This window comes from Pseudomonas sp. YeP6b (assembly GCF_025642995.1).
Classification (GTDB): domain Bacteria; phylum Pseudomonadota; class Gammaproteobacteria; order Pseudomonadales; family Pseudomonadaceae; genus Aquipseudomonas.
This window is the reverse complement of the sequence record NZ_CP080090.1, coordinates 1846223-1869665: the sequence shown is the minus strand read 5'-3', so window position 1 is coordinate 1869665 and position 23443 is coordinate 1846223. Positions and strand designations below refer to the sequence as shown.

Here is a 23443-nt window from a genome sequence, read left to right as displayed (position 1 = left end):
TCACTCCGGCTTTGGGCGGGGGCCGCCGCCATGGGCCATCCTTGGCCCATCGCGGCTAACCCGGCGTCCTGCCGGTTTACCCCCGCCAAAGCCTGCGTTCGGCCAGCGTGGTTTAACGGGGCGCCTAAGATCAAGATCAAGATCAAAAAGCAAAGAGCACGGCGGCCTAGTAGCCGACCTGAGTGGTTGAAGCAAATCAAAAGCAAAGCCGAGGCGGCCTGAAAGCCGACCTAATCTTGGAAGCTGAACTCAATCTAATGTGGGAGCTGGCTTGCCTGCGATGGCATCAACTCGGTGTACCTGATGGAACCAGGTGTCTGCATCGCAGCGGTGCGGCGATCCGACAAGCCAGCTCCCACAGAAAAGCAGATCTGCTTCTGCTGTGCTTTTGCCCTGCTTTTGCTTTCTACCACTCAGGTCGGCTACTAGGCCGCCGTGCTCTTGCTTTTGATCTTGATCTGAGGCGCCCCGTTAAACCACGCTGGCCGAACGCAGGTTTGAATCCGTGGGTAACCCGGCAGGACGCCGGGTTAGCCGCGATGGGCCAGGATGGCCCATGGCGGCGGCCCACGGATTCAAGCCGGGTGAGGGCACACCGAGCCTAAGCGAGGTGCCGAGTGGTGGGGCAAGAGCCCTTTGGTTACTTTTGGGGCTCTTTTCCAAAAGTGACCCGCTGTAAGAGCGGAACCCTACGAAGCCGTTATCGCAGCAACGGATATGTACCCATATCTACCTAACCCCGAGTTGCGTAGATACCTATGCTGCGATGGAGTCACCTCGGTCTCAAGCGGTAGCCGCAGCCGCTGGCACCTCCACCGCCCCCAACCCATCCTTCATCCGCTTGGCATCACGCACAAAACTGCGCGACGCCTGAAACAGAAACAACATGGTCAGGAACAGCGCCACCGGGATCAGGTACATGGCGTCATGCAACCCCACCGCTTTATACGCCTCAGTCATCTGCGCCGCGCCATCGGCATACATGGCCGAATGGGCAAAGTGATCAGACAGCCCGCCCACCACAATCGGCCCCATGCCACCGCCGAGCAAGTACAGCCCGGCAAAGAACAGCGCCATCGCCGTGGCGCGCAGGCGCGGTTCAACCACGTCTTGGATCGCCGTATACACGCAGGTGTAGAAGTTATAGGCAAACAGCCAGCCGACACTGAACAGCGCCACAAACACGCCAATCTCGACTCGCCCGGCATGCAATGCCCAAGCGGTGGTGACGGTGGAGATGATCAGGCTGCACGCCGCGAACAACAGCCGGCCATTGGCGACGCGCTGATGGATCTTGTCGGCAATCCAGCCGCCCAAGGTCAGGCCTACAAGACCGGTGATACCCACAATGACGCCAGTGGCGACGGCCGCATCCTGCAACGGCATCAGGAAGTAACGCTGCAACATCGGCACCAGGAACGAGTTACACGCATAGGTGGCGAAGTTGAAGCACAGTCCGGCCAGCACCAGCCACAGGAAGGTCGGCACCGCCAGCACGCGGCGGATCGGGCGGTCGACGCGCTCCTGGGAGACTTGCACGGTTTCCGCCGCGCCGCGCTTGGGTTCTTTGATATAGAACATGAATACCGCCAGGATCATCCCCGGCACGGCGGCGATGAAGAACGGCGCACGCCAGCTGTCGAACGCCTTGACCATCCAACCGATAGTAAAGAACGCCAGCAACAGCCCCAACGGCAGCCCTAGCATGAAAATGCCCATGGCGCGGGCGCGGCGGTGGGCGGGAAACAGGTCGCCAATCAGCGAATTAGCGGCCGGCGCATAGCTGGCCTCGCCGATGCCGATGCCCATGCGCACCAGCAGGAAAGTCCAGAAACTGCCGACCATGCCGTTGATCGCTGTCAGCCCGCTCCAGGCAAACAGGCCCCAGCCCATCAGTTTGCTGCGCGAGCCGGTGTCGGCCATGCGCCCCAGCGGCAGGCCGGCGATGGCGTAAACGATGGTGAAGGCGGTGCCGATGATGCCGAGCTGGAAGTCGCTCAGGTGCCACTCCATGCGGATGGGTTCGATGATGATCGCGGGAATGGTGCGGTCGAAGAAGTTGAACAAGTTGGCGAGGAACAGCAGGAACAGAATGCGCCAGGCATTCGCCGCTTGGGTCGAGTTCTGCATGGGTCCGTCTCTTTTATTGTTATGAGAGCTGCGATGCCCGATGCATCCTGCCCGGTCTGTGCAACATAGTCAGGCAGGGGGCGGTTGTCTGTAATGATTCGTAAAGCTGATAGGGCATGATTTCACCCGGTATCACGGGACTTTGCCTACAAAAATATAAGTTCGCGCCCCCCTTCCCAACCGCCATGGCACGGATAGAATGGCGAGCCTTCCGTAACACCCCCAATCCTACTTTTCTTATCGATGACGCCCATGTCCGAAGCCAGTCCGTGTCTGAGTTGCGGTGCCTGCTGTTCACACTTTCGTGTGTCTTTCTTCTGGGGTGAGTGCGCCTCATCGGGGGGCACGGTGCCCGATGATTTGGTGGTGCAGATCAATCCCACGCGGGTGGCGATGATCGGTACCGACCAGAAACCCGCGCGTTGCTGCAGCCTTGAAGGTGAAGTCGGTAAGGGCACCCGTTGCACGATCTATGAGCAGCGCTCAAGCCCGTGTCGCGAGTTCGATGCGTCGTGGAGCCAGGGTGAACAGAACGTCGATTGCGATAAGGCACGCGCCGCCTTTGGCTTGCCGCCGCTGCCGGCACCGTTCGAGTTGGACCTGCCGATCAGCGCTTAGCATCAAACGCTATGGCAGGCATGCCAAAATCATTGAGAGCAAAGTGCCATTATTCCTGGCAAATCCCGCGAGGCTTCTATACTCGATGTCATAGGCCATTGTTGCAGGCAATGACGTACTGACTTTGACGGGACATGCTATGGAATGGCTAGGTATGCATTTTTTTACCGAGCTTCCAGATCACGGGCATTTATTACTCAATTGCAGTCATAACCCTTTTCTGGTGTTGCTGGCCTACCTGGTCGCGTGTGCGGCAGGGTTCGGTACGTTGGACATGGCCGAACGCGTCAGCCATGTCGAAGACCCTACCGCCCGGCGCCACTGGCGCTGGGTAGGCGCCGGTTGCCTGGCAGGCGGCATCTGGTCGACTCACTTCATCAGCATGCTGGCCTTCCAGGCGCCTATCGCCATTCATTACGAATTACTCATGACGTTTGCCTCGCTGGTGATCGCCCTGATTGCCTCGCTGTTTGCCATGCAAACCCTCAGTCATGCGCAGTTACGGTTCCATCAGTACCTGTTGGCATCGGTGTGGATGGGGCTCGGCATCGCCTTGATGCACTACGTCGGCATGTCGGCGATGCGCTCCCAGGCCCAGGTGTACTTCGATTCGGGGCTGTTCATGGCCTCGGTCGGCATTGCGATTGGCGCCAGCCTGGCGGCGTTATTGCTGTCGTGCTACCTGCGTAACGGCGCCGGCGTGTTCTATCAACTGCTCAAATACGGCGCCAGCCTGGTGCTGGGCGCCGGTATCCTGAGCATGCACTTCACCGGCATGGCCGCCATGCAGATGCTGGTGCCCAGCGGGGCTGACCTCGCATTGCCGCTGGACAACAACCCTATTCAGCTCGGCCTGTCCGTGGCGGTGATCACCCTGCTGGTGATCGGCAGCAGCGTCAGCGCCGCCTTGGCGGACAAAAAACTGCAGCACAAGGAGCGTGACCTGCGCCGGGTCAACGCTCTGCTCAGCGAACTTGACCAGGCCCGCGCATCACTGCAACAGGTGGCCCATTACGATGCGCTGACCAGCCTGCTTAACCGCCGGGGTTTTAACCAGATCTTTGCAGAGAAGGTCGCAGAAAAAACCACTTACAACGGCATGTTGGCGGTCATCTTCCTCGACATCGACCACTTCAAGCGCATTAATGACAGCCTCGGACATGACGCCGGTGACCTGTTACTCACCGTGCTGGCCGGGCATATCAAAAGCTCGGTGCGCAGCCATGACGACGTGGTCGCACGGTTTGGCGGTGATGAATTCTGCATCTTGATCAACATTCACCATCGCAACGAAGCGCGGCACATGGCGCAGCGCATCATGCAGAAAATGAAGGAACCGGTTGAATTGGCGGGCCGGCGCATGGTGATGACCACCAGCATTGGTATCAGCCTGTTCCCCGACGATGGCCTGACCTGCGAAGAGCTGCTGAAGACCGCCGACCTGGCGCTTTACCAGTCCAAGGACGCCGGGCGCAACAGCCTGAACTTCTTCAGTTCCAACCTTAAAACCCGCGCCTTCATGGAACTGCAATTAGAAGAGGAATTGCGCGCGGCCCTGCGCGGGCGTAACGAATTGGTGCTGTTCTATCAGCCAATTTTTGACATGAAGCTAGGCAAGGTCACGCGCCTGGAAGCCCTGGTGCGCTGGCAGCATCCGCAACACGGCCTGCTGGCCCCCGAGCGGTTTATCAGCATCGCCGAAAGCAACGGCTTGATTGCCGATCTGGACCACTGGGTGTTGCGCCAGGCCTGTCACGATTTGAGCCTGCTGTCCGACCGTGGCTACACCGAGCTGACCATGGCCGTGAACTGCTCAGCCCTGAACCTGGTTCGTGATGAGTTGGCGGATGAAATCGAAGCCGCCTTGCGCTTCGCCGGGATTGGCGCCAACCGCCTGGAACTGGAAGTCACCGAAAACGCGCTGATGGGCAATATCAGCAGCACCCTGGCGCTGTTGCGGCAAATCCGCGCCTTGGGTGTGTCGCTGGCCATTGATGATTTCGGCACCGGCTACTCATCGCTGGCGTACCTCAAGCGCCTGCCGCTCAATACCTTGAAGATCGACCGTTCATTTATCCAGGACATCCCCAAGTCCACCGCCGATATCGAGATCGTCCAGGCGATCATCGGCATGGCCCACACCCTGCACCTGCAGGTCGTCACCGAAGGCGTGGAAACCCAGGCGCAATTCGAACTGCTGCTCAAACATGGCTGTGATTTTGTTCAGGGCTACCTGCTAAGCCCGGCGGTGCCTTTCAGTGACATCGTCGGCGTGATCCAGGGCATGCAGATGCGCAACCCGCTCTACCCGTTCAGCGTGGAGGGCAACCGAGAGTCCCCTGCGCCGAAAGACCCCACCCCAGGCCGTATCGGGCCTACGTCTACCGTCAGGCCAATTCGCTGACGCCGAATCTTTGGCATTTCGCCATCACTTGGCTAAAGAACGCCGACGAACGGCCGATTCATCAGAGTCCGGCCCGGATTCCCCTTGAGAAATAAGGGTTAAACCCGACCATCCCGGACTCAGACGCACTGTAAAGTCGCGAACTCTCATTCAGTGATGGCTGCCTGATTTTTCCGGCCATCCGTCCAGGCACATGGCGCCCAATGACCTCCAAAAATAACTCTGCCACCGTGGTATCCGACGTGTTGCCCACAGCTCCTGCGGAAAAACCCTCAGGTTCAAAGTCATTGAGCAGCCCCCGCACGCTGGCTACCCAGCAGTACCTGTACTTCACCGAAACCAATACCGACCGCATCCTCGACAACCTCGACGGCCTGCGCGACATGGTGTTCCCGCGCCTGCCCCAGCAGGAAGGCGACGCCGATGCGCGCAGTGAGCAGGAATTCCCCTCGGTGTGCCTGATCGGCCTGGGCCGCTGCGGCTCCAACATTGCCTTGGACGTGGCGGAGTTGGTGTACAACGCGCGCAAGTTCTACCTGAACGAATTCAGTACCGAAGACAAGTCAGCCGATAAAGGCTACAGCCCGGCCCAGTGGCTTCGTAACAACCTGCGCCTGGGCGGCGGCAAGGCCACCAAGCCGGTGTTTCTGGTCGAGCCGCTGGTGATGCTGGGCGACCTGGACAAGGACATCGCCGGGCGCATCCGCTTCTCGCGCAAGGGCGAAAAAAGCGGCTTCCTGCGCGACTACAGCAAAATGAAGATCATGGACCTGTCGGAAGTGCATGCCGGCGGCGCCGGTAACGCGCCGATCCTCGGCCAGTACCTGGCCAAGATCATCCTCAACAAAGACACCCAACGTTTTTCCAGCCCCGACTGGAAGATGATCCACTCGTACCTGATCGACTCCTGCGGCATCAAGGCCAACCAGTCGCGCCTGTACTTCTCGATCTTCAGCGCCGGCGGCGGCACGGGTTCGGGCATGGCCTCCGAATTCGGGCTGGCCCAGCAGCACTCGTACATGAACAAGACGTTCGACACCAAGCCCGCCGACGAGCACGACAGCAAGAGCGGCCACGCGTTTGTCTTCGAGCCGATCTTCACCAGCGGCATCTGTGTGCTGCCGAATATCTCCGACCACCGCAGCGAAATGTCCGAGGCGCTGCACATCAACGCCGGGCGACTGCTGTGCAAATACCTGTCGGAAGAATGGGACTTTTCGTACAACTTCGACAATGAAGACAGCAGCGAGGCCAGCGTGAAAGGCCGCATCCGCCCGTGGAACGCGATGATGCTGATCTCCAACGACATCATGCGTTACGCCGAAGAGAGCGATGACGGCAATATCCAGAACATTGACGTTAATGCGATGGAAAAACACGCCAACCAATACATCTCCCAGCAGATTTTCAACATCCTCACGGCCCAGGCGGTAACCACCGACTACGACCAGAACTACTTCCGTCGCGCCGGCATCGACATCGGCGAAACCATCCGCCTGGATGCCAACGACCTGTTCATGAGCCTGGCGGGGCCGGTGGCGATTGCCTACGCCGAATCGGTGGTGCCGGAAACCCCGGCGCCGTCGAACGACAAGTTCAAGGTGTTCGATAAAGAGCCGCAGCGGCTGAACATTGATGACCTGTTTTTCCGCTCGATTGACCTGCCGCACTTCAACAAAGTCACCCAGGCGATCGAGGGCATCAGCCTGTTGCCGATTGAATCCAAGCGTTACAAGGCGTCGTTGGAGCAGTACAAGAACTCCGGGTACGACGCGGCGGCGCTGCATGACCTGCACTTCTTCAAGAACTGCTCGTCGGTGGTGTCGATTGTGTCGTTGCCCAAGGACTACAAGCTGTCCTACATGGACTTGAACCGGCTCAAGACTCACCTCAACAGCCTGTTCCCCAACACCACGCTCAAGCGTTACGCGCTGGTGATCGGCGCCTCGGCCAACTTGTCGCTGACCACGTTGATCGCCAAGAGCCCGTGCCTGTCGGACGACTTCCTCACGCTGATTGTGGCGTTTATCAAGCGCTGCTTTGCGCGTAATCCGTATCGGTTTGATGACACGCTGGACAACTCGATCCTGGATTTCATCATCCATGAAGACTTCGATGAAGGCCGTATCGATGAACTGCTCAATGAGTTTGAGAACCCGGCGAAGATTCTGGATACCAACTGGTATGCGATCAAACCGATGTACGAGAAGAAGTATCGGGAGTTGATCAACGACAAGGAGAAGTTCGTGTCGATCAACGATATTCGCTTGTCACGGGACTGTGTGAAGAAGGCGATCAAGTATTTGCGCGAGATCTATCGTCATCGGATTGGGAAAACCAAGGTTATTTCGTTGAATAACCATACCGGCAAGACTGCGTAGACCGCGGCGCGGCCATCGCAGGCAAGCCAGCTCCCACATTTGACCGCATTCCAACGGTGGAACCCGATCAAATGTGGGAGCTGGCTTGCCTGCGATAGCGGTCTGTCAGGCAAGGAAAATCCAGATCCCCGCCACACCCAGAAACAATTCCCCGAGCCTTCGGCCCCGCGCAAAACTGTTCCCGTGACGTGCACGTCACCCTCACCTGTGACCTTTCTCTACGGCAAGATGCCATCACCGCGTCAGCGGTTACTCAGCTACACACTTACACCGGCGAAAATCACGCACCTTTTTAGGGCGCTCGTTTCTTACACCGCCCTTTCCTGGATCAGAATCCACGGCGAAACCACCACCGCCCACAAGCTCGGATCACGCTCAACCAGGTCCAACGCCCGCGTCGCAGACACTTCGCCAAGGCTCCCCGCAGCCAGCCACGCAGCGACTTTCTCGCGGTTGTCCTCAGCCATTCCCTCGGCGGCTTCGATCAAATCCAGGCCAGCGTCGACCCACAATAGGGCACCCTTGGCAAAGAACGGCTCAAGCTCCTTCCAGGAAATTTCGGCGGTTTCTCCGAGCAGCTTGGCATAGAGGGTGCTAGGTTCTTGCGTCATGGGAATTCACCTGAATAAAAAATCGGCGCAATCATAACGTCGTGCCTTTCGTAGCAAAAGCCAGGTAGAAAAACCCTGTTGCAAATGAGGCACCGAGAGAACGTGTCAGAAAAGCCAAGGATTGCCCGAGATTCTGGCATCACCCCGCCGCAATTCTGTCTTTTTCTTTCATTTAAGCGACACGCCCGGGTTTTGCCCCCAGCAGCCAGCTTTTCAAGCGATCAACCGGCGCTCTACACTGTACCGGTACAGTTGCCAGGGCATGCCGGGGGGATATCCGAGATATCTGATCCGGTTCTGCAGCTCACAAGGCCGCTAGAACTATAAAAAATACAACAGTAAGAGTGGAGCACTATGAATAAGGCTACTAAGCAGATTTCCAAACTGTTTGCCGCTATGGTCCTGGCTGGGGTTGCTGGCCATTCGTTCGCAGCCGACACCATCAAGATCGGTATCGCCGGGCCTAAAACAGGTCCTGTGACGCAATACGGCGACATGCAATTCATGGGTGCCAAGCAGGCAATCGCCGACATCAACGCCAAGGGCGGCGTCGATGGCAAGATGCTTGAAGCCAAAGAATACGACGACGCTTGCGACCCTAAACAAGCCGTGGCCGTCGCCAACAAAGTGGTCAACGACGGCGTCAAGTTCGTGGTCGGTCACCTCTGCTCCAGCTCCACTCAGCCTGCAACCGATATCTACGAAGACGAAGGCGTGATCATGATCACTCCGGCGGCTACCAGCCCGGAAATCACCGCCCGTGGCTACAAGCTGATCTTCCGTACCATCGGTCTGGACAGCGCCCAGGGCCCGGCGGCCGGCAACTACATCGCCGATTTCGTGAAGCCTAAGGTTGTTGCCGTTCTGCACGACAAACAACAATACGGTGAAGGCATCGCCACCGCCGTTAAACAGACCCTTGAGAAGAAAGGCGTGAAAGTCGCTGTCTTCGAAGGCCTGAACGCCGGTGACAAAGACTTCTCCTCGATCATCCAGAAGCTCAAGCAAGCCAACGTCGACTTCGTCTACTACGGCGGCTACCACCCAGAGCTGGGCCTGATCCTGCGTCAGTCCAAAGAAAAAGGCCTGAACGCCAAGTTCATGGGCCCAGAAGGTGTCGGCAACGACTCCATCTCGCAAATCGCCCAAGACGCTTCCGAAGGCCTGCTGGTAACCCTGCCGAAATCCTTCGACACCGACCCTGCCAACAAAGCCATCGTTGAAGCGTTCGCCAAGAACAAGCAGGACCCAACCGGTCCATTCGTGTTCCCGGCCTACTCGGCCGTTGAAGTCATCGCAGGCGGTATCGCTGCCGCGAAGAGCGAAGACACCGCCAAGGTGGCAGCCGCCATCCACGCCGGCACCTTCAAGACCCCTACCGGCGAACTGAGCTTTGATGCCAAGGGCGACCTGAAGGACTTCAAGTTCGTGGTCTACCAATGGCACTTCGGCAAACCAAAAACCGAAGTTTCCCCTCAGTAAGCCAGGCCTTACTGGTCAACAAGCCCACTGTGAAAGCAGTGGGTTTTGTTTTACGAGGTTTATGGGCCTGACACCCGCGATCCGGGCGCTGGCTCACCTGAAAATCTTAAAACCGTCACCAGCGGTTCGCTGGCAAACGCTTTGTGCAAATGTGCTCATAGAACACAGCGCAGGGCCGGAACATGACTCCACCAGTGAAATGCGTATCGGGTTTTTAGGAGCGCTGTAATGCCTGAGATCTATCATTTTTTCCAACAGCTGGTTAATGGCCTGACCATTGGCAGCACCTATGCCTTGATAGCCATTGGCTACACAATGGTTTACGGCATCATTGGAATGATCAACTTCGCCCATGGCGAGGTGTACATGATTGGTTCCTACGTGGCCTTCATCGCCCTTGCCGGGCTGGCCATGATGGGGATCCACTCCCTGCCGCTGTTGATGACCGCCGCGTTCCTTGCGTCGATCGTCGTGACCAGTGCCTATGGCTACAGTATCGAGCGGGTTGCCTACCGTCCCTTGCGTGGCAGCAACCGTTTGATCCCGCTGATTTCCGCTATCGGCATGTCGATTTTCCTGCAGAACACTGTATTGCTGTCCCAGGACTCCAAGGATAAGTCCATTCCCAACCTGATCCCGGGGAGCTTCTCCTTCGGCCCAGGCGGCGCACAAGAAGTGCTGATTTCGTACATGCAGATCCTCGTATTCGTCGTCACCCTGGTGGCGATGCTGGGCCTGACCCTGTTCATCTCCCGCTCCCGTCTGGGGCGCGCCTGCCGGGCCTGCGCCGAAGACATCAAGATGGCCAACCTGCTGGGCATCAACACCAACAACATCATCGCCCTGACCTTCGTCATCGGTGCTGCGCTGGCGGCCGTCGCGGCTGTGCTGCTGAGCATGCAGTACGGCGTGATCAACCCCAACGCCGGTTTCCTGGTAGGCCTCAAGGCCTTTACCGCGGCGGTCTTGGGCGGCATCGGCAGTATTCCGGGCGCCATGCTCGGCGGGCTGGTGCTGGGCGTGGCTGAAGCCTTTGGTGCCGATATCTTCGGCGACCAATACAAGGACGTCGTGGCGTTTGGCCTGTTGGTTCTGGTGCTGTTGTTCCGTCCGACCGGCATTCTGGGCCGTCCGGAGGTTGAGAAAGTATGAGCAGATATCTTAAATCGGCGTTTTTCAGCGCCTTGCTGGTATGGGCCGTGGCCTTTCCGGTACTCGGCCTCAAGCTGAGCATTGTCGGCATCAACCTGGAAGTGCATGGCACCGGTCCTGTGACCCTGACCATCATCGCCCTGTGCTCGGTGCTGATGTTCCTGCGCGTGCTGTTCACCCAGCAGGTCGGTGCCTTGTTCAAGGGCAACCGTGGGCCGTTGGTGTCGCCCAAGGTCAGCCAATTCCTGACCCTGCCGCGCACCCAGCGCTACATCATCATCGGCCTGATCGTGACGGCGTTGATCTGGCCGTTCTTCGGCTCGCGCGGCGCCGTCGACATCGCCACGCTGATCCTGATCTACGTGTTGCTGGGCCTGGGCCTGAACATCGTGGTGGGCCTGGCCGGGCTGCTCGACCTGGGTTATGTGGGCTTCTATGCCGTGGGTGCCTACACCTACGCGCTGCTCTCGCATTACCTGGGCTGGGGCTTCTGGATCTGCCTGCCGCTGGCGGGTATGGCGGCGGCCACGTTCGGCTTCCTGCTGGGCTTCCCGGTGCTGCGCCTGCGCGGTGACTATTTGGCGATCGTGACCCTGGGCTTCGGTGAAATCATCCGGCTGTTCCTGCGTAACCTCACCGATATCACCGGTGGCCCCAACGGCATCAGCAGCATCCCCAAGCCGACGTTCTTCGGGCTGTCGTTCGACCGCACCGCAGCCGAAGGCATGCAGACCTTCCACGAGTACTTCGGGATCGACTACAACCCGGTGAGCAAAGTGGTGTTCCTGTACCTGGTGGCCTTGTTGCTGGCGCTGGCGGCCTTGTTCGTGATCAACCGTTTGCTGCGCATGCCGATCGGCCGTGCGTGGGAAGCGTTGCGCGAAGATGAAATCGCCTGCCGTGCGTTAGGCATGAACCCGACAGTTATCAAACTTTCGGCATTCACCCTCGGGGCAACATTCGCCGGTTTCGCCGGCAGCTTCTTCGCCGCGCGCCAAGGCTTGGTGACCCCGGAGTCGTTCACCTTTATCGAGTCGGCGATCATCCTCGCCATCGTCGTACTGGGTGGCATGGGCTCGCAGTTGGGCGTGATTCTGGCGGCGATCGTGATGATCCTGCTGCCGGAAATGATGCGTGAGTTCAGCGAATACCGCATGTTGATGTTCGGCGCCATGATGGTGCTGATGATGATCTGGCGTCCTCAAGGCCTGCTGCCCATGCAACGTCCACACATGGAGCTGCGCAAATGAGCCGCGAGATCCTGAAAGTCGAAAACTTGAGCATGCGCTTCGGCGGCTTGCTGGCGGTCAACGGCGTGGCCCTGACCGTGAAAGAGAAACAGGTAGTGGCGCTGATCGGCCCCAACGGCGCCGGCAAGACCACGGTGTTCAACTGCCTCACCGGCTTCTACAAGCCGAGCGGCGGCAGCATCCTGCTGGACGGCCAGCCGATCCAGGGCCTGGCCGGCCACGAAATCGCTCGCAAGGGCGTGGTGCGCACCTTCCAGAACGTAAGGTTGTTCAAGGACATGACGGCGGTCGAGAACTTGCTGATTGCCCAGCACCGTCACTTGAACACCAACTTCTTTGCTGGCCTGTTCAAGACCCCGGCGTTCCGCAAGAGCGAGCGCGAGGCCATGGAATACGCCGAGTACTGGCTGGACAAGGTCAACCTCACCGAGTTTGCCAACCGCCCTGCCGGTACCCTGGCCTATGGTCAGCAACGTCGCCTGGAAATCGCCCGCTGCATGATGACCCGCCCGCGGATCCTCATGCTCGACGAACCGGCCGCCGGCTTGAACCCCAAGGAAACCGAAGACCTCAAGGCGCTGATCAGCGTGTTGCGTGAGGAAAACAACGCCACGGTGCTGTTGATCGAACACGACATGAAACTGGTCATGAGCATCTCCGACCACATCGTCGTGATCAACCAGGGCACGCCGCTGGCCAACGGCACGCCGGAGCAGATCCGCGACAATCCTGAAGTGATCAAAGCCTATCTGGGGGAAGCGTAAAATGCTGCAATTCGAAAACGTTTCCACTTTCTACGGCAAGATCCAGGCCCTGCACGGCATCAACGTGGAAGTGCGCCAAGGTGAAATCGTCACGCTGATCGGCGCCAACGGCGCTGGCAAATCGACCTTGCTGATGACCCTGTGCGGTTCACCGCAGGCCCACAGCGGCAGCATCCGCTACATGGGTGAAGAGCTGGTGGGCCAGCAGTCCTCGCAGATCATGCGCAAGAGCATTGCGGTGGTGCCCGAAGGCCGTCGCGTGTTCTCGCGCCTGACCGTGGAGGAGAACCTGTCCATGGGCGGGTTCTTCACCGACAAGGGCGATTACCAAGAGCAGATGGACAAGGTGTTGCACCTGTTCCCAAGGCTCAAGGAGCGCTTCAGCCAGCGCGGCGGCACCATGTCCGGCGGCGAGCAGCAAATGCTCGCCATCGGCCGGGCGCTGATGAGCAAGCCCAAGCTATTGCTGTTGGACGAACCGTCCCTGGGCCTGGCGCCGATCATCATCCAGCAGATCTTCGACATCATCGAACAACTGCGCAAGGACGGTGTAACGGTGTTCCTGGTGGAGCAGAACGCCAACCAGGCGCTGAAAATCGCCGACCGCGCCTACGTGCTGGAAAACGGCCGGGTGGTGATGCAGGGCACGGGTGAGCAATTGCTGACGGACCCGAAAGTGCGTGAAGCTTATCTCGGTGGCTGAGCCATTGGCGTCAACCAAAAACGGCCTTCGGGCCGTTTTTTTTATTGCGGTTTAGAGCGTCGCGGCAAGTTGACCTTTGCTGGCCCGTTGGCCGGCCAGCATCAACCCACCCCCCGTGAGCAGCAAGCCCGCAGCGAGAAAGATAGACAGGCCATACACGTCCAGCGGCATATCGAAATACCCGATAACGCTCTGCGCCAGGTTCAACGTCTGGGAACACACCAGCGTACCGGTGAGCGATGCGATGGCCAGCACGGGCGTGACCGTTGCCGATACACGCCCCATATAACCCTCAGGCACAGCTTCTTGAAGCATCGGCCCTTGAACAATCGCAAACACCGAAAAGAACAGCCCGCAGCAGAACATCAGCGCCCAAGCCAGGTAAAACGGCGGATGCAGCGAGTACGCCAGGTAGCTGAAACCCATGCACAGCAACGAAATAGTAAATGCCTGACGTGTACTCAATGACTTCAGCAACGGCCGCACCAGCACGGCGGCAATCACCCCCCCCACGGGGAACGCCGCCAGTATCAGCCCGTATTCATAAGGGCTCAGGCCCAGGGTTTTGAATGCATACAAGGACAATGCAACGTTGTTCACCCCGAGCGAAAACCCATACAACGCAACACCGACCAGCAGCGTGCGAATGGAAGCGTGCCGCCACGAAAACCGCAGCCCCGCGAGCAGCCCGTGCCAGAACGGCAACCGTTGCTGCTCGGCCAGCAACGTCCTGCGCAGGCCTTGAGTGGAGGCGATACAGAGTGCCGAACACGTAAAGGCCAGCACATTGATCAGCAGTGCCACAGCAGGCCCTACCCACACAAATAACGCCGGCCCAAGAGACGCCGACAACACTGAAATACCCGTCAAAGAAAACATCGCCTTGGCTGAGGCTTCAACGCGTCGCGCAGACGGGATGACCACCTGCATGATCGCCTGACGCGACGGGTTGAAAAATTGCGCAGCGGTGCTGTTAACCAACAACAGCAGCAGAACCCCGGCAAGCACTTGCATCTGATCAAGCCCTGCCAGCGAATAGATCACAAAAAAGATCAGGAAGTTGAGCACCCGGATAGCATCCGCGGTGATCATCACGTACAGCGGGGCCATTCGATCAACCCAGGCTCCGGCCAGTGGCGCCACCAACACACGCGGGATGGCCGAGGCCGCCACTGCCAGGCCCACCGCCGTCGGTAAAAAGGCACTGTTGTGAAACAAGTCCGTCACCAGCCAGACGATGACCGTGCTTTCAAAAACAAACTCGCCAAACGATGCAAGCGCTTGCCCCAGCCATAGGAATGAAAAATTCCGGCTGATGAAAAAATCTGTAAACCGCTTGTTCAACGCCAAAGCTCCTTATTGGTCGCAAGCACTTTCGCCCGTTGCTCGATCGTACAGCAAGCGCCAGCAGGACCGCCGATACCTGAAGACTGAGGCTCGCTGCACTATTTTGCTGCCCATCGAAGATTTATTTGCTACCTGCTGTAACGCAACCTGAAGCCTTGACTCTAGAGGGGTAAGCAAGCAAAAACGCTTCCTTACCCACCCTCAATGCTGGAGATACACCATGACCACGAAACTGTCCGCCGCTACCCTGATCCTGGCCCTCGGTTCGGCCCTGAGCCTGTCCGCAATGTCGAACATGGCCCACGCCGACGACGCCAAAATGGACAAATGCTTCGGCATCGCTGAAGCCGGCAAGAACGATTGCGCCGCAGGCGCCGGCACTTCCTGCGCCGGCACCTCCAAAGTCAAAGACCAGGCCAACGCCTGGAAACTGGTCCCAGCCGGCACCTGCGCTAAAACCCCAAGCTCCACCTCGCCAACCGGTTTCGGCCAGGAAGCGGCCTTCACCGCCAAATCCTGAAAACAGCCCGCAGCCTGAGTACTGATGATGACGCTTTTTCCCCAGCACACGGTCTCACCGGCTCAGGTGCCCGGCCTCCCTCACAGGGCCGGGCTTGGGCTGAAGAACGAGCACTTCATTGAAGTGCTCGAGACCTCGCCCGACATCGGTTTTTTTGAAGTACACGCCGAAAACTACATGGTGGCCGGCGGCCCGTTCCATCACTACCTGGGTTTGATCCGCGAACAGTACCCGCTGTCGCTGCACGGCGTAGGCCTGTCCATCGGCGGCGAAGGGCCGTTAAATCGTGAGCACTTGGCACGGTTGGCCATGCTGATCGAACGCTATCAACCCCAGTCTTTTTCCGAACACCTGGCCTGGTCCAGCCACGGCCCGGTGTTTCTCAATGACTTGCTGCCCCTGGCCTACGACGTCGCCACCTTGAACCGGGTGTGCGAACACATCGACCAGGTGCAAAGCACGCTCAAGCGGCCGATGCTGCTGGAGAATCCGTCGACCTACTTGCAATTCCAGCGCTCCACGCTGGACGAGACGGACTTCATCAGCGAGATCATCCGCCGCACCGGTTGCGGCCTGCTGTTAGACGTCAACAACGTCTACGTGTCGTGCATCAATCACCAGCGCGATCCACTGTCCTACATTGACGCGCTGCCCCTGCACGCCGTCGGTGAAATTCATCTGGCCGGCTTCGCCGAAGACACTGACAGCCTGGGTGACCGCCTGCTGATCGATGACCATGGCGCGCCCATCGATAACGCCGTGTGGCAACTGTACGAACAGGTCCTCACGCGCACCGGCCCGATGGCCACGTTGATCGAGCGAGATAACCAAGTGCCAGCGTTCAGTGTGCTGCACGCCGAAGCCCAGCACGCCGACTGGCATCTGGCGCAGGTGAGCGTATGAGCCTTCACGCTGCGTTTGCCAATGCCTTGATTGATCCCAGCCAGGCCTGCCCCGACGGTTTGTTCAGCAGCAACGGCGCCGACCCGGCCAGCCGTTTTGCGGTGTATCGCAACAATGTCCACAGCGCGTTGATCAACGCCCTGGCGACGGCTTACCCGGTGACCTTGCAGTTAGTCGGCGATGAGTTTTTTCGCGCCATGGCTGGGCTGTTTGTACAGGCGTGCCCGCCCACCAGTCCGCTGATCAGCGAGTACGGCAACGAATTTGGCGCGTTCATCCAGGACTTTGAACCGGCCGCCAGCGTGCCCTACCTGGCCGATGTCGCAAGGCTTGAGCGCCTGCGGGTGCGCGCCTATCACGCGGTGGATACCCAGCCGCTGGAACAGCAAGCCATTGTTCAAGCACTGCAAGGCCAGACAGACCTGGGACAACTGCGCCTGCAACTGCATCCATCCCTGGCCACGCTGAATTGCGCTTATGCAGTGGTGGCAGTGTGGGCTGCGCACCAGACCGAGGGCGGCCTGGCCACCTTGGACCCCTGGCACGCCCAAAGCGCGCTGGTGTTGCGCCAAGGCCTGGCCGTCAAGGTCTTCGCCATCGACAGCGGTTCGGTCGCGTTCATCAACAGCCTGAACCACGGCACGCCGCTTGAAGAGGCAGTGGAACATGCCCTCCAAGCCTCAGCCGAATTCGACCTTAACCAATGCCTGACCCTGCTGATCAGCCACGACACCATCACTCAATTGCACACAGAACAAAAGGTATCGCCATGAACGCCACCCCTTCCTGCCTGGTTAAACGGGCCATCGCACTGCTCGAGAAAATCCCCTACAGCCTGATCGCCTTTGTCGCACGCTTTTCTATTGCGGCGGTGTTCTGGAAGTCCGGGCAAACCAAGGTTGAAGGCTTTGCCATCGACCTGATCAGCGGCACCTTCCAGTTCGGCGAGCCGCGACTGGCCGCATCAACCTTGCCGCTGTTTCGCAGTGAATATCACGTGCCCTTGTTGTCACCGGAAGTGGCCGCGCACATGGCCGCGTTTGCCGAGCACTTTTTCCCGGTGCTGATCCTGGTAGGCTTTGCCACACGGTTCTCGGCCCTGGCCCTGATCGGCATGACCCTGACCATTCAACTCTTCGTTTACCCGGACGCCTACCCAACCCACGGCACCTGGATCGCCTTGCTGTTGCTATTGGTCGCCAAGGGCCCAGGCTGCTTGTCCATCGATCACCTGATTGCACGCCGCTATCGCTGAAGACGATCCAGCGCTTCGCCGCTGCGCTTGAACCAATCCACCAAGTAGTCTGCAAGCACTTGGGTGCGGCGCGGCAAGCCGCCTTGGTAAGGGTGAACCAAGTACATCGGCATGCGCCGCGTCTGATAATCACGCAGGAGCCAGCGCAATCGGCCGTCAGCCAGTTCCGCGGGTAAAACGTAGGACGGCAGGCGGGCGATACCGGCCCCCACCAGCGCGGCTTTTTTCAACAGGTTGTAGTGGTTGGAGGCAAACGTGCCGCTGACCCGCACCCGCAGCAGTTCATGTTGCTGGTGGTACAGCCACTCTTCACGCCCGCTGTAGTGGCTGTTGAGCAAGCAGGTATGGGCGGCCAGGTCCGCCGGGGTCAGCGGTTCGCCGTGTTGCTCCAGGTAGGCCGGGCTGGCGCAGGTCATTTCGTGCCAGGCCAGCAGCGGCTTGGCCACCAAGCGCTCATTTTCGATAGCCCCCGAGCGCACGCCTAAATCAAACCCATCGCGCGCCAAGTCTCGGTAGTTGTTGTTCAATTCCAGCTCGATCTGCACCTGGGGGTACTGCTTGGAAAACTCCAGCAGCAAGCCATCGAAGAAGGTTTCCCCCAACGAGACCGGAACCGTCATACGTACCGGCCCAGCCAAATCGTCCTTGAGCCGCGCCAATGCCTGACGTGCGCGTTCCACCTGTACCACCAGCGCCTGAGCCTGGGGCAACAGTGCCGCACCGGCTGCGGTCAGGCTGAGCTTACGGGTGGTGCGGTGCAGCAGCACCACGCAAAACTGCGCCTCCAACTGGCTGATGCGCTTGGACAACTGCCCCTTGCTGCACCCCAGTTGCTCGGCTGCCACGGTGAAACTGCCGGCTTCGATCAGAACGGCAAAGGCCGCCAGGTCATCCATCTCGCTCATGGATTGTTTCCATTTGAAAACCAAAGGTTGCCTATTAGCACGTTTATCCACGGGAAAAGCCACACTAGACTGAAACTTCACTTACCCCTGGAGGAACAGCACGATGAAAATCCTATTGATTGGTGCCAGCGGCACGGTCGGCTCGGCAGTCAAGGCAGAACTGGCTCAGCGTCACGAAGTGATCAGCATCGGTCGCACCAGCGGCGACTTCCAGGTGGATATCAGTGACAGTACTTCGATCCGCAAGCTGTTCGAACAGACAGGCAAGTTCGATGCCTTGATCTGCGCGGCGGGCAGCGTGAAGTTCGTGGCGTTGGGTGAAATGAGCGAAAGCGATTTTGAACTGGGCCTGCGCGACAAGCTAATGGGCCAGGTCAACCTGCTGTTGATCGGCCGTGAATATGCCAAAGATGGCGCCTCGTTCACCTTCACCAGCGGCATTCTCAACCGTGACCCGATCCGTACTGGCGCCTGCGCGGCACTGGTGAATGGCGCACTTGACGCCTTCGTCAAAGCGGCGGCAATCGAGTTGCCACGCGGACTGCGCGTGAACTCCGTGAGCCCGACAGTCCTGCTGGAAGCCATGGGCAGCTACGCGCCGTACTTCCGTGGCTACAAACCCGCTCCGGGCGCCGATGTGGCATTGGCCTACGCGAAAAGCGTCGAGGGCTTGCAGACTGGCCAGACCTTTATCGTCGGTTAAGGTTTTTACGAAGCGCTGCCAATAGGCCAGGCAGCGCTGGAAACCTCTATCGCATCAGCGACGGCATCATCTCCACGAGGCTTTCCTTCGGTATCTGCAATCGTAATTGCCCAGTGTCAATTACGCCTCTGACGGTGGCCGTACTCAGTGGCCGGCCATTGAGGTAAATCGTCAGTGGCTGGTTCATTGCCTGCGCACTCAACGCCGCAGTGCGGGCGCTGGCTTCAGGGCTCAGGACCACACTTAAGCCGATATAGCCCGGGTTTGGCTCCCCGGGCGCTTTCAGTGCCAGGCTCATTTCGACAAAGTCAGTCTGCGAGTTGTAAAACAACTTGGCAGGCTGTTCAGCCCATGCGCTGGAGGTGAGTAACAACAAGCCGCATAGCGCAGCCGGCATCTTCATCATTTATGCTCCCGATACAAACCCCGAGCGTTTCACACAACCCCGCGCGGCGCATGAGGAAAACGCTCTCCTGGCTTTATCCTACGTCATCCGTTCATATAACTGACTTGTGATGCTACGCCAGCCTGCGTAACGTGGCGGCACTTGTTTGGAGACCCAATAAATGCGCGCCGCCCGTACCCTTGTTCTGTTCGCCCTGCTGCCCCTGTTCACCGCTTGCCAGATGTTCGAAAGCGAGCCGGCCAAGCCGTCGACCGTTGGCATGACCCGTATGCAGGGTGAGCTGACGGCAGTCGGCGACAAACTGTTGTTCCAGCCTTGCGGCGACAAGCGCAACTACGTGGTCAACGACACCGGTGGCACCAGCATCCTGCAGGAAGCCGCCTCACTGGCCGGTCAGCAAGGCGCGCTGTTTGCCGACTTGCGCGGCAAGTTCTCCGGGGTCGCCACCGGCACCCAGGGCTCGGTGGAACTGCAACAGCTCTATCGCATGGAACGTTCGACCTCGGCCTGCAACGACCCGGACTTCAAGCGCATGATTCTACGGGCCAACGGCCATAAACCGGCCTGGGCGATGAACGTCACGGCCAAGGGCATGGTGCTGCAGCGCGAAGGCCAGCCGCCATTGGCGGTGCCTTTTGTGGAAGAACAACTGGGTGACGGCCGTTTCAACCTGATGACCGAAGCCAATAACCAGCACATCGAACTGTGGGTGGCCCCGCAACGCTGCATCGACCCAGTGAGCGGCAGCTTGCAACACATGACCGCCGAGTTGCGTGTCAACGGCCAGGTACAGCGTGGTTGCGCAGCGTTTGGCGGTTCGCGCGACGACTGATTCAACCCTGCGCTGTTTTAACATGACGAAAAACCGCCATTGGGGCTTATAATCGCCGGTTTGCAAAACAGCCGGCCTTTTTGTCCGCCGCCTACCGGATCCCGTCATGTTACGAATCACCGAACTCAAGCTGCCCATCGACCATCCCGAAGAAGACCTGCGGCCAGCCATCGTGCAGCGCCTGGGCGTCGCCAGTGATGACCTGCTCGATTTCACCCTATTCAAGCGCAGCTACGACGCCCGCAAGAAGTCGTCGGAGCTGTGCTTCATCTACACCGTCGACCTGAACGTGAAGGGCGAAGCCGCCCTGCTGCTCAAGTTCGCCGATGATCGCAACATCAACCCGGCGCCGGATGTCAGCTACAAAGTAGTAGGCCAGGCACCGCTGGGCCTGGTCGAACGCCCTATCGTGGTGGGTTTTGGTCCGTGCGGGATCTTCGCCGGGCTGCTCCTGGCGCAGATGGGCTTCAAGCCGATCATCCTCGAACGCGGCAAGGAAGTGCGCCAACGCACCAAAGACACATGGGGCCTGTGGCGCAAAAACGTACTCAACCCCGAGTCCAACGTGCAGTTCGGCGAAGGCGGCGCCGGGACCTTCTCCGACGGCAAGCTCTACAGCCAGATCAAGGACCCGAAATTCCACGGTCGCAAAGTGCTGCACGAGTTCGTCAAAGCCGGTGCGCCGGAAGAAATTCTCTACGTTAGCAAGCCGCACATCGGTACCTTCCGCTTGACCGGCGTGGTGGAAAACATGCGCCAGCAAATCATCGCCCTGGGCGGTGAAGTGCGTTTCGAACAGCGCGTCACCGATGTGCTGATCGAAGACGGCCAGTTGAATGGCGTAGTGATCGACGGCGGCGAGCAGATCCTCTCCAAGCACGTGATCCTGGCCCTGGGCCACAGTGCCCGCGACACGTTCCGCATGCTGCACGGGCGTGGCGTGTACATGGAGGCCAAGCCGTTCTCGGTGGGTTTCCGTATCGAACACCCGCAGTCGCTGATCGACGCCGCGCGACTGGGCAAATACGCCGGGCACCCGAAACTCGGCGCGGCCGACTACAAACTGGTGCACCACGCCAAGAATGGCCGCTCGGTCTACAGCTTCTGCATGTGCCCGGGCGGCACGGTGGTGGCGGCCACGTCCGAGCCGAACCGCGTGGTGACCAACGGCATGAGCCAGTACTCGCGTAATGAGCGCAATGCCAACTCCGGCATCGTGGTCGGCATCACGCCTGAAGTGGATTACCCAGGTGGCCCGCTGGCGGGTATCGAGTTGCAGGAGCGCCTGGAGTCCCACGCCTACATCCTCGGTGGCAGCAACTACGAGGCACCGGCGCAACTGGTAGGTGACTTCATTGCTGGCAAGCCGTCCACGGCTATCGGCAGTGTGGAACCGTCCTACAAACCTGGCGTGTCCATGGGTGACTTGGCCTTGGCTCTGCCGGATTTTGCCATCGAAGCGATTCGTGAAGCGTTACCGGCGTTCGAGAAGCAGATCAAGGGCTACTCGCTGCATGACGCGGTGCTGACCGGTATCGAAACGCGCACTTCGTCGCCGCTGCGGATTACCCGTGACGAATCGATGCAAAGCTTGAACGTGAAAGGCCTGTTCCCAGCCGGTGAAGGCGCCGGTTACGCCGGTGGGATTCTGTCGGCGGGCGTTGACGGGATTCGGATTGCCGAGGCGTTGGCGCGGGATATGCTCGGCATCGAAGCCTGACGCAAAAGCTGAAAATGCCGCAGCTCCAGTGTGGGAGTGGGCTTGCTCGCCAAAGCGCAGTGTCAGTCAATACATCAGTGACTGATGGATCGCATTCGCGAGCAAGCCCGCTCCCACATTTGTTTTTGTGTTGGGTCAGATATTGGCGCGCAGGATGGTATCCGGCAACGGCTCACCCCGTTCAACACTGGCCGCTACGGCCGCAATCAAACCACCCAGCTCATACCCTTGCCCTGTGAGCCACGCCTGATCGTAGTAAGTGGTGGCATACCGCTCACCGCCGTCACACAAGATCGCCACGATCGAACCCGTCTCCCCCGCCGCTTTCATCTGCTGCGCCGCCACCAGGGCGCCAATCAGGTTAGTCCCGCTGGAACCCCCAACCTTGCGCCCCAACCGCTCGGCCAGGTAATGCATGGCCGCCAATGACAGCGCATCCGGCACCTTGACCATCGCATCAATGACCTTGGGCAAAAACGACGCCTCGACCCGTGGCCGACCGATCCCTTCGATTCGCGAGCCGCAATCCAGGCGCAGACTGGCGTCGCCGCTCTGGTAATAGTCAAAGAACACCGAGCGCTCGGCATCGGCACACAGCACGCGGGTGCAATGCTGGCGATAGCGCACGTAGCGCCCCAGGGTCGCGGTGGTACCGCCGGTGCCGGGGCTGGAAATCAACCAGCTCGGCTCGGGGTAATGCTCAAAACGCATCTGCTGGAAGATCGACTCGGCGATGTTGTTGTTCGCCCGCCAGTCCGTGGCGCGCTCGGCATAGGTGAATTGGTCCATGAAGTGGCCGCCACTTTCCTTCGCCAAGCGTTCGGACTCGGCGTAGATCTGCGTCGGATCCTTCACCAGATGGCTCTTGCCACCGTAGAAGGCGATCTGGGCGATCTTCTCCTGGGATGTGGTCGCCGGCATCACCGCAATAAACGGCAGGCCGAGCAAACGCGCAAAGTACGCTTCCGAAATCGCCGTGGAACCGCTGGACGCCTCGATCACCGGCGCGCCGGGCTTGAGCCAGCCATTACACAGCGCATAAAGGAACAGCGAACGGGCCAGGCGATGCTTGAGGCTGCCGGTGGGGTGGCTGGACTCATCCTTGAAATACAACTCGATACCCGGCAACCCCGGCAATGGCAGAGGGATCAGGTGCGTGTCGGCGCTGCGTTGAAAGTCCGCTTCAATAATACGGATGGCTTCGCGGGCCCAGGTACGGTGGTCACTCATAGGGTGCGTCTCTAAAGATTTCGGCCCTGATTTTAGGGGGTTTCCTACACTGCACACAGATACAGTGACGTCTCAATTAGTCACACAATTGCTAGGCTTTGACGCAACATCAACTCTGCCCGCCCCT

At 59.3% G+C, this 23443-nt stretch carries 21 protein-coding genes; 15 read left to right on the top strand and 6 right to left on the bottom strand.

Annotation, left to right across the window (positions count from 1 at the left end):
* Window positions 1-783 precede the first annotated feature (783 nt).
* A complete protein-coding gene (locus tag KZH41_RS08360; protein WP_094952951.1) occupies window positions 784-2130 on the bottom strand; it encodes a spinster family MFS transporter in 1347 nt (448 codons plus the stop codon).
* A gap of 252 nt (window positions 2131-2382) precedes the next feature.
* Here KZH41_RS08360 and KZH41_RS08355 point away from each other — a divergent pair, with 252 nt between their 5' ends.
* The 3 genes from KZH41_RS08355 (at window position 2383) to KZH41_RS08345 (ending at window position 7533) form a co-directional block, all read left to right on the top strand.
* Window positions 2383-2748, top strand: a complete 366-nt coding sequence (locus KZH41_RS08355) for a YkgJ family cysteine cluster protein (protein ID WP_094952952.1) — start codon at window positions 2383-2385, stop codon at window positions 2746-2748.
* 139 nt (window positions 2749-2887) lie between these two features.
* The gene (locus tag KZH41_RS08350; RefSeq protein ID WP_242154812.1) at window positions 2888-5152 is read left to right on the top strand and encodes a putative bifunctional diguanylate cyclase/phosphodiesterase; all 2265 of its coding nucleotides are present in this window, start codon (window positions 2888-2890) and stop codon (window positions 5150-5152) included.
* 203 nt (window positions 5153-5355) lie between these two features.
* Window positions 5356-7533, top strand: a complete 2178-nt coding sequence (locus tag KZH41_RS08345; protein WP_242154811.1) for a hypothetical protein — start codon at window positions 5356-5358, stop codon at window positions 7531-7533.
* Between the two features lie 308 nt (window positions 7534-7841).
* Here KZH41_RS08345 and KZH41_RS08340 read toward each other — a convergent pair whose 3' ends face one another.
* Window positions 7842-8144, bottom strand: a complete 303-nt coding sequence (locus tag KZH41_RS08340; RefSeq protein WP_003211652.1) for a DUF2288 domain-containing protein — start codon at window positions 8142-8144, stop codon at window positions 7842-7844.
* A gap of 354 nt (window positions 8145-8498) precedes the next feature.
* Here KZH41_RS08340 and KZH41_RS08335 point away from each other — a divergent pair, with 354 nt between their 5' ends.
* The 5 genes from KZH41_RS08335 to KZH41_RS08315 all read left to right on the top strand — a co-directional run bounded on the left by KZH41_RS08335 (window position 8499) and on the right by KZH41_RS08315 (window position 13495).
* Window positions 8499-9626: a branched-chain amino acid ABC transporter substrate-binding protein gene (locus KZH41_RS08335; RefSeq protein ID WP_094952955.1), complete on the top strand. Its 1128-nt coding sequence runs from the start codon at window positions 8499-8501 to the stop codon at window positions 9624-9626.
* A gap of 228 nt (window positions 9627-9854) precedes the next feature.
* Window positions 9855-10778, top strand: a complete 924-nt coding sequence (gene livH, locus KZH41_RS08330) for a high-affinity branched-chain amino acid ABC transporter permease LivH (RefSeq protein WP_003231100.1) — start codon at window positions 9855-9857, stop codon at window positions 10776-10778.
* The gene (locus KZH41_RS08325; RefSeq protein WP_242154809.1) at window positions 10775-12028 is read left to right on the top strand and encodes a high-affinity branched-chain amino acid ABC transporter permease LivM; all 1254 of its coding nucleotides are present in this window, start codon (window positions 10775-10777) and stop codon (window positions 12026-12028) included. The genes livH and KZH41_RS08325 overlap by 4 nt, the downstream gene beginning before the upstream one ends.
* Window positions 12025-12792 (top strand): high-affinity branched-chain amino acid ABC transporter ATP-binding protein LivG, encoded by a 768-nt coding sequence (livG, locus tag KZH41_RS08320; RefSeq protein ID WP_010212365.1) that lies wholly within the window; start codon window positions 12025-12027, stop codon window positions 12790-12792. The genes KZH41_RS08325 and livG overlap by 4 nt, the downstream gene beginning before the upstream one ends.
* 1 nt (window position 12793) lies before the next feature.
* The gene (locus KZH41_RS08315; RefSeq protein ID WP_094952956.1) at window positions 12794-13495 is read left to right on the top strand and encodes an ABC transporter ATP-binding protein; all 702 of its coding nucleotides are present in this window, start codon (window positions 12794-12796) and stop codon (window positions 13493-13495) included.
* Window positions 13496-13546: 51 nt separating this feature from the next.
* Here the strand turns inward: KZH41_RS08315 and KZH41_RS08310 are convergent, their stop codons facing one another.
* Window positions 13547-14839 (bottom strand): MFS transporter, encoded by a 1293-nt coding sequence (locus tag KZH41_RS08310; protein ID WP_242154806.1) that lies wholly within the window; start codon window positions 14837-14839, stop codon window positions 13547-13549.
* 223 nt (window positions 14840-15062) lie between these two features.
* On the opposite strand from KZH41_RS08310, the gene KZH41_RS08305 reads away from it, so the two are divergent.
* Genes KZH41_RS08305 through KZH41_RS08290 form a run of 4 tightly spaced genes read left to right on the top strand, consistent with a single transcriptional unit; the run spans window position 15063 to window position 17520 of the window.
* The gene (locus tag KZH41_RS08305) at window positions 15063-15362 is read left to right on the top strand and encodes a DUF2282 domain-containing protein (RefSeq protein WP_083359753.1); all 300 of its coding nucleotides are present in this window, start codon (window positions 15063-15065) and stop codon (window positions 15360-15362) included.
* Between the two features lie 24 nt (window positions 15363-15386).
* Window positions 15387-16265: a DUF692 domain-containing protein gene (locus KZH41_RS08300; RefSeq protein WP_263274660.1), complete on the top strand. Its 879-nt coding sequence runs from the start codon at window positions 15387-15389 to the stop codon at window positions 16263-16265.
* Window positions 16262-17038 (top strand): DNA-binding domain-containing protein, encoded by a 777-nt coding sequence (locus tag KZH41_RS08295; RefSeq protein ID WP_263274659.1) that lies wholly within the window; start codon window positions 16262-16264, stop codon window positions 17036-17038. The genes KZH41_RS08300 and KZH41_RS08295 overlap by 4 nt, the downstream gene beginning before the upstream one ends.
* A complete protein-coding gene (locus tag KZH41_RS08290) occupies window positions 17035-17520 on the top strand; it encodes a DoxX family protein (RefSeq protein ID WP_094952959.1) in 486 nt (161 codons plus the stop codon). The genes KZH41_RS08295 and KZH41_RS08290 overlap by 4 nt, the downstream gene beginning before the upstream one ends.
* On the opposite strand, the gene KZH41_RS08285 is transcribed toward KZH41_RS08290, so the two are convergent.
* Window positions 17511-18425 (bottom strand): LysR family transcriptional regulator, encoded by a 915-nt coding sequence (locus KZH41_RS08285; RefSeq protein WP_094952960.1) that lies wholly within the window; start codon window positions 18423-18425, stop codon window positions 17511-17513. The genes KZH41_RS08290 and KZH41_RS08285 overlap by 10 nt on opposite strands.
* A 103-nt stretch (window positions 18426-18528) precedes the next feature.
* Here KZH41_RS08285 and KZH41_RS08280 point away from each other — a divergent pair, with 103 nt between their 5' ends.
* On the top strand, window positions 18529-19128 hold the full coding sequence (locus tag KZH41_RS08280; protein WP_263274658.1) for a short chain dehydrogenase: 600 nt from the start codon (window positions 18529-18531) through the stop codon (window positions 19126-19128).
* A 46-nt stretch (window positions 19129-19174) separates the two neighbouring features.
* Here KZH41_RS08280 and KZH41_RS08275 read toward each other — a convergent pair whose 3' ends face one another.
* Window positions 19175-19534, bottom strand: coding sequence for a hypothetical protein (locus tag KZH41_RS08275; RefSeq protein WP_141240606.1), 360 nt, complete (start codon window positions 19532-19534; stop codon window positions 19175-19177).
* 160 nt (window positions 19535-19694) lie between these two features.
* On the opposite strand from KZH41_RS08275, the gene KZH41_RS08270 reads away from it, so the two are divergent.
* Both KZH41_RS08270 and KZH41_RS08265 read left to right on the top strand, forming a co-directional pair.
* Complete coding sequence (locus KZH41_RS08270) at window positions 19695-20366, top strand: COG3650 family protein (protein ID WP_094952963.1); 672 nt, start codon at window positions 19695-19697, stop codon at window positions 20364-20366.
* 106 nt (window positions 20367-20472) lie between these two features.
* A complete protein-coding gene (locus KZH41_RS08265) occupies window positions 20473-22086 on the top strand; it encodes an NAD(P)/FAD-dependent oxidoreductase (protein WP_094952964.1) in 1614 nt (537 codons plus the stop codon).
* 135 nt (window positions 22087-22221) lie between these two features.
* Here KZH41_RS08265 and KZH41_RS08260 read toward each other — a convergent pair whose 3' ends face one another.
* Window positions 22222-23316, bottom strand: a complete 1095-nt coding sequence (locus tag KZH41_RS08260) for a PLP-dependent cysteine synthase family protein (RefSeq protein WP_094950008.1) — start codon at window positions 23314-23316, stop codon at window positions 22222-22224.
* Window positions 23317-23443: the final 127 nt, after the last annotated feature.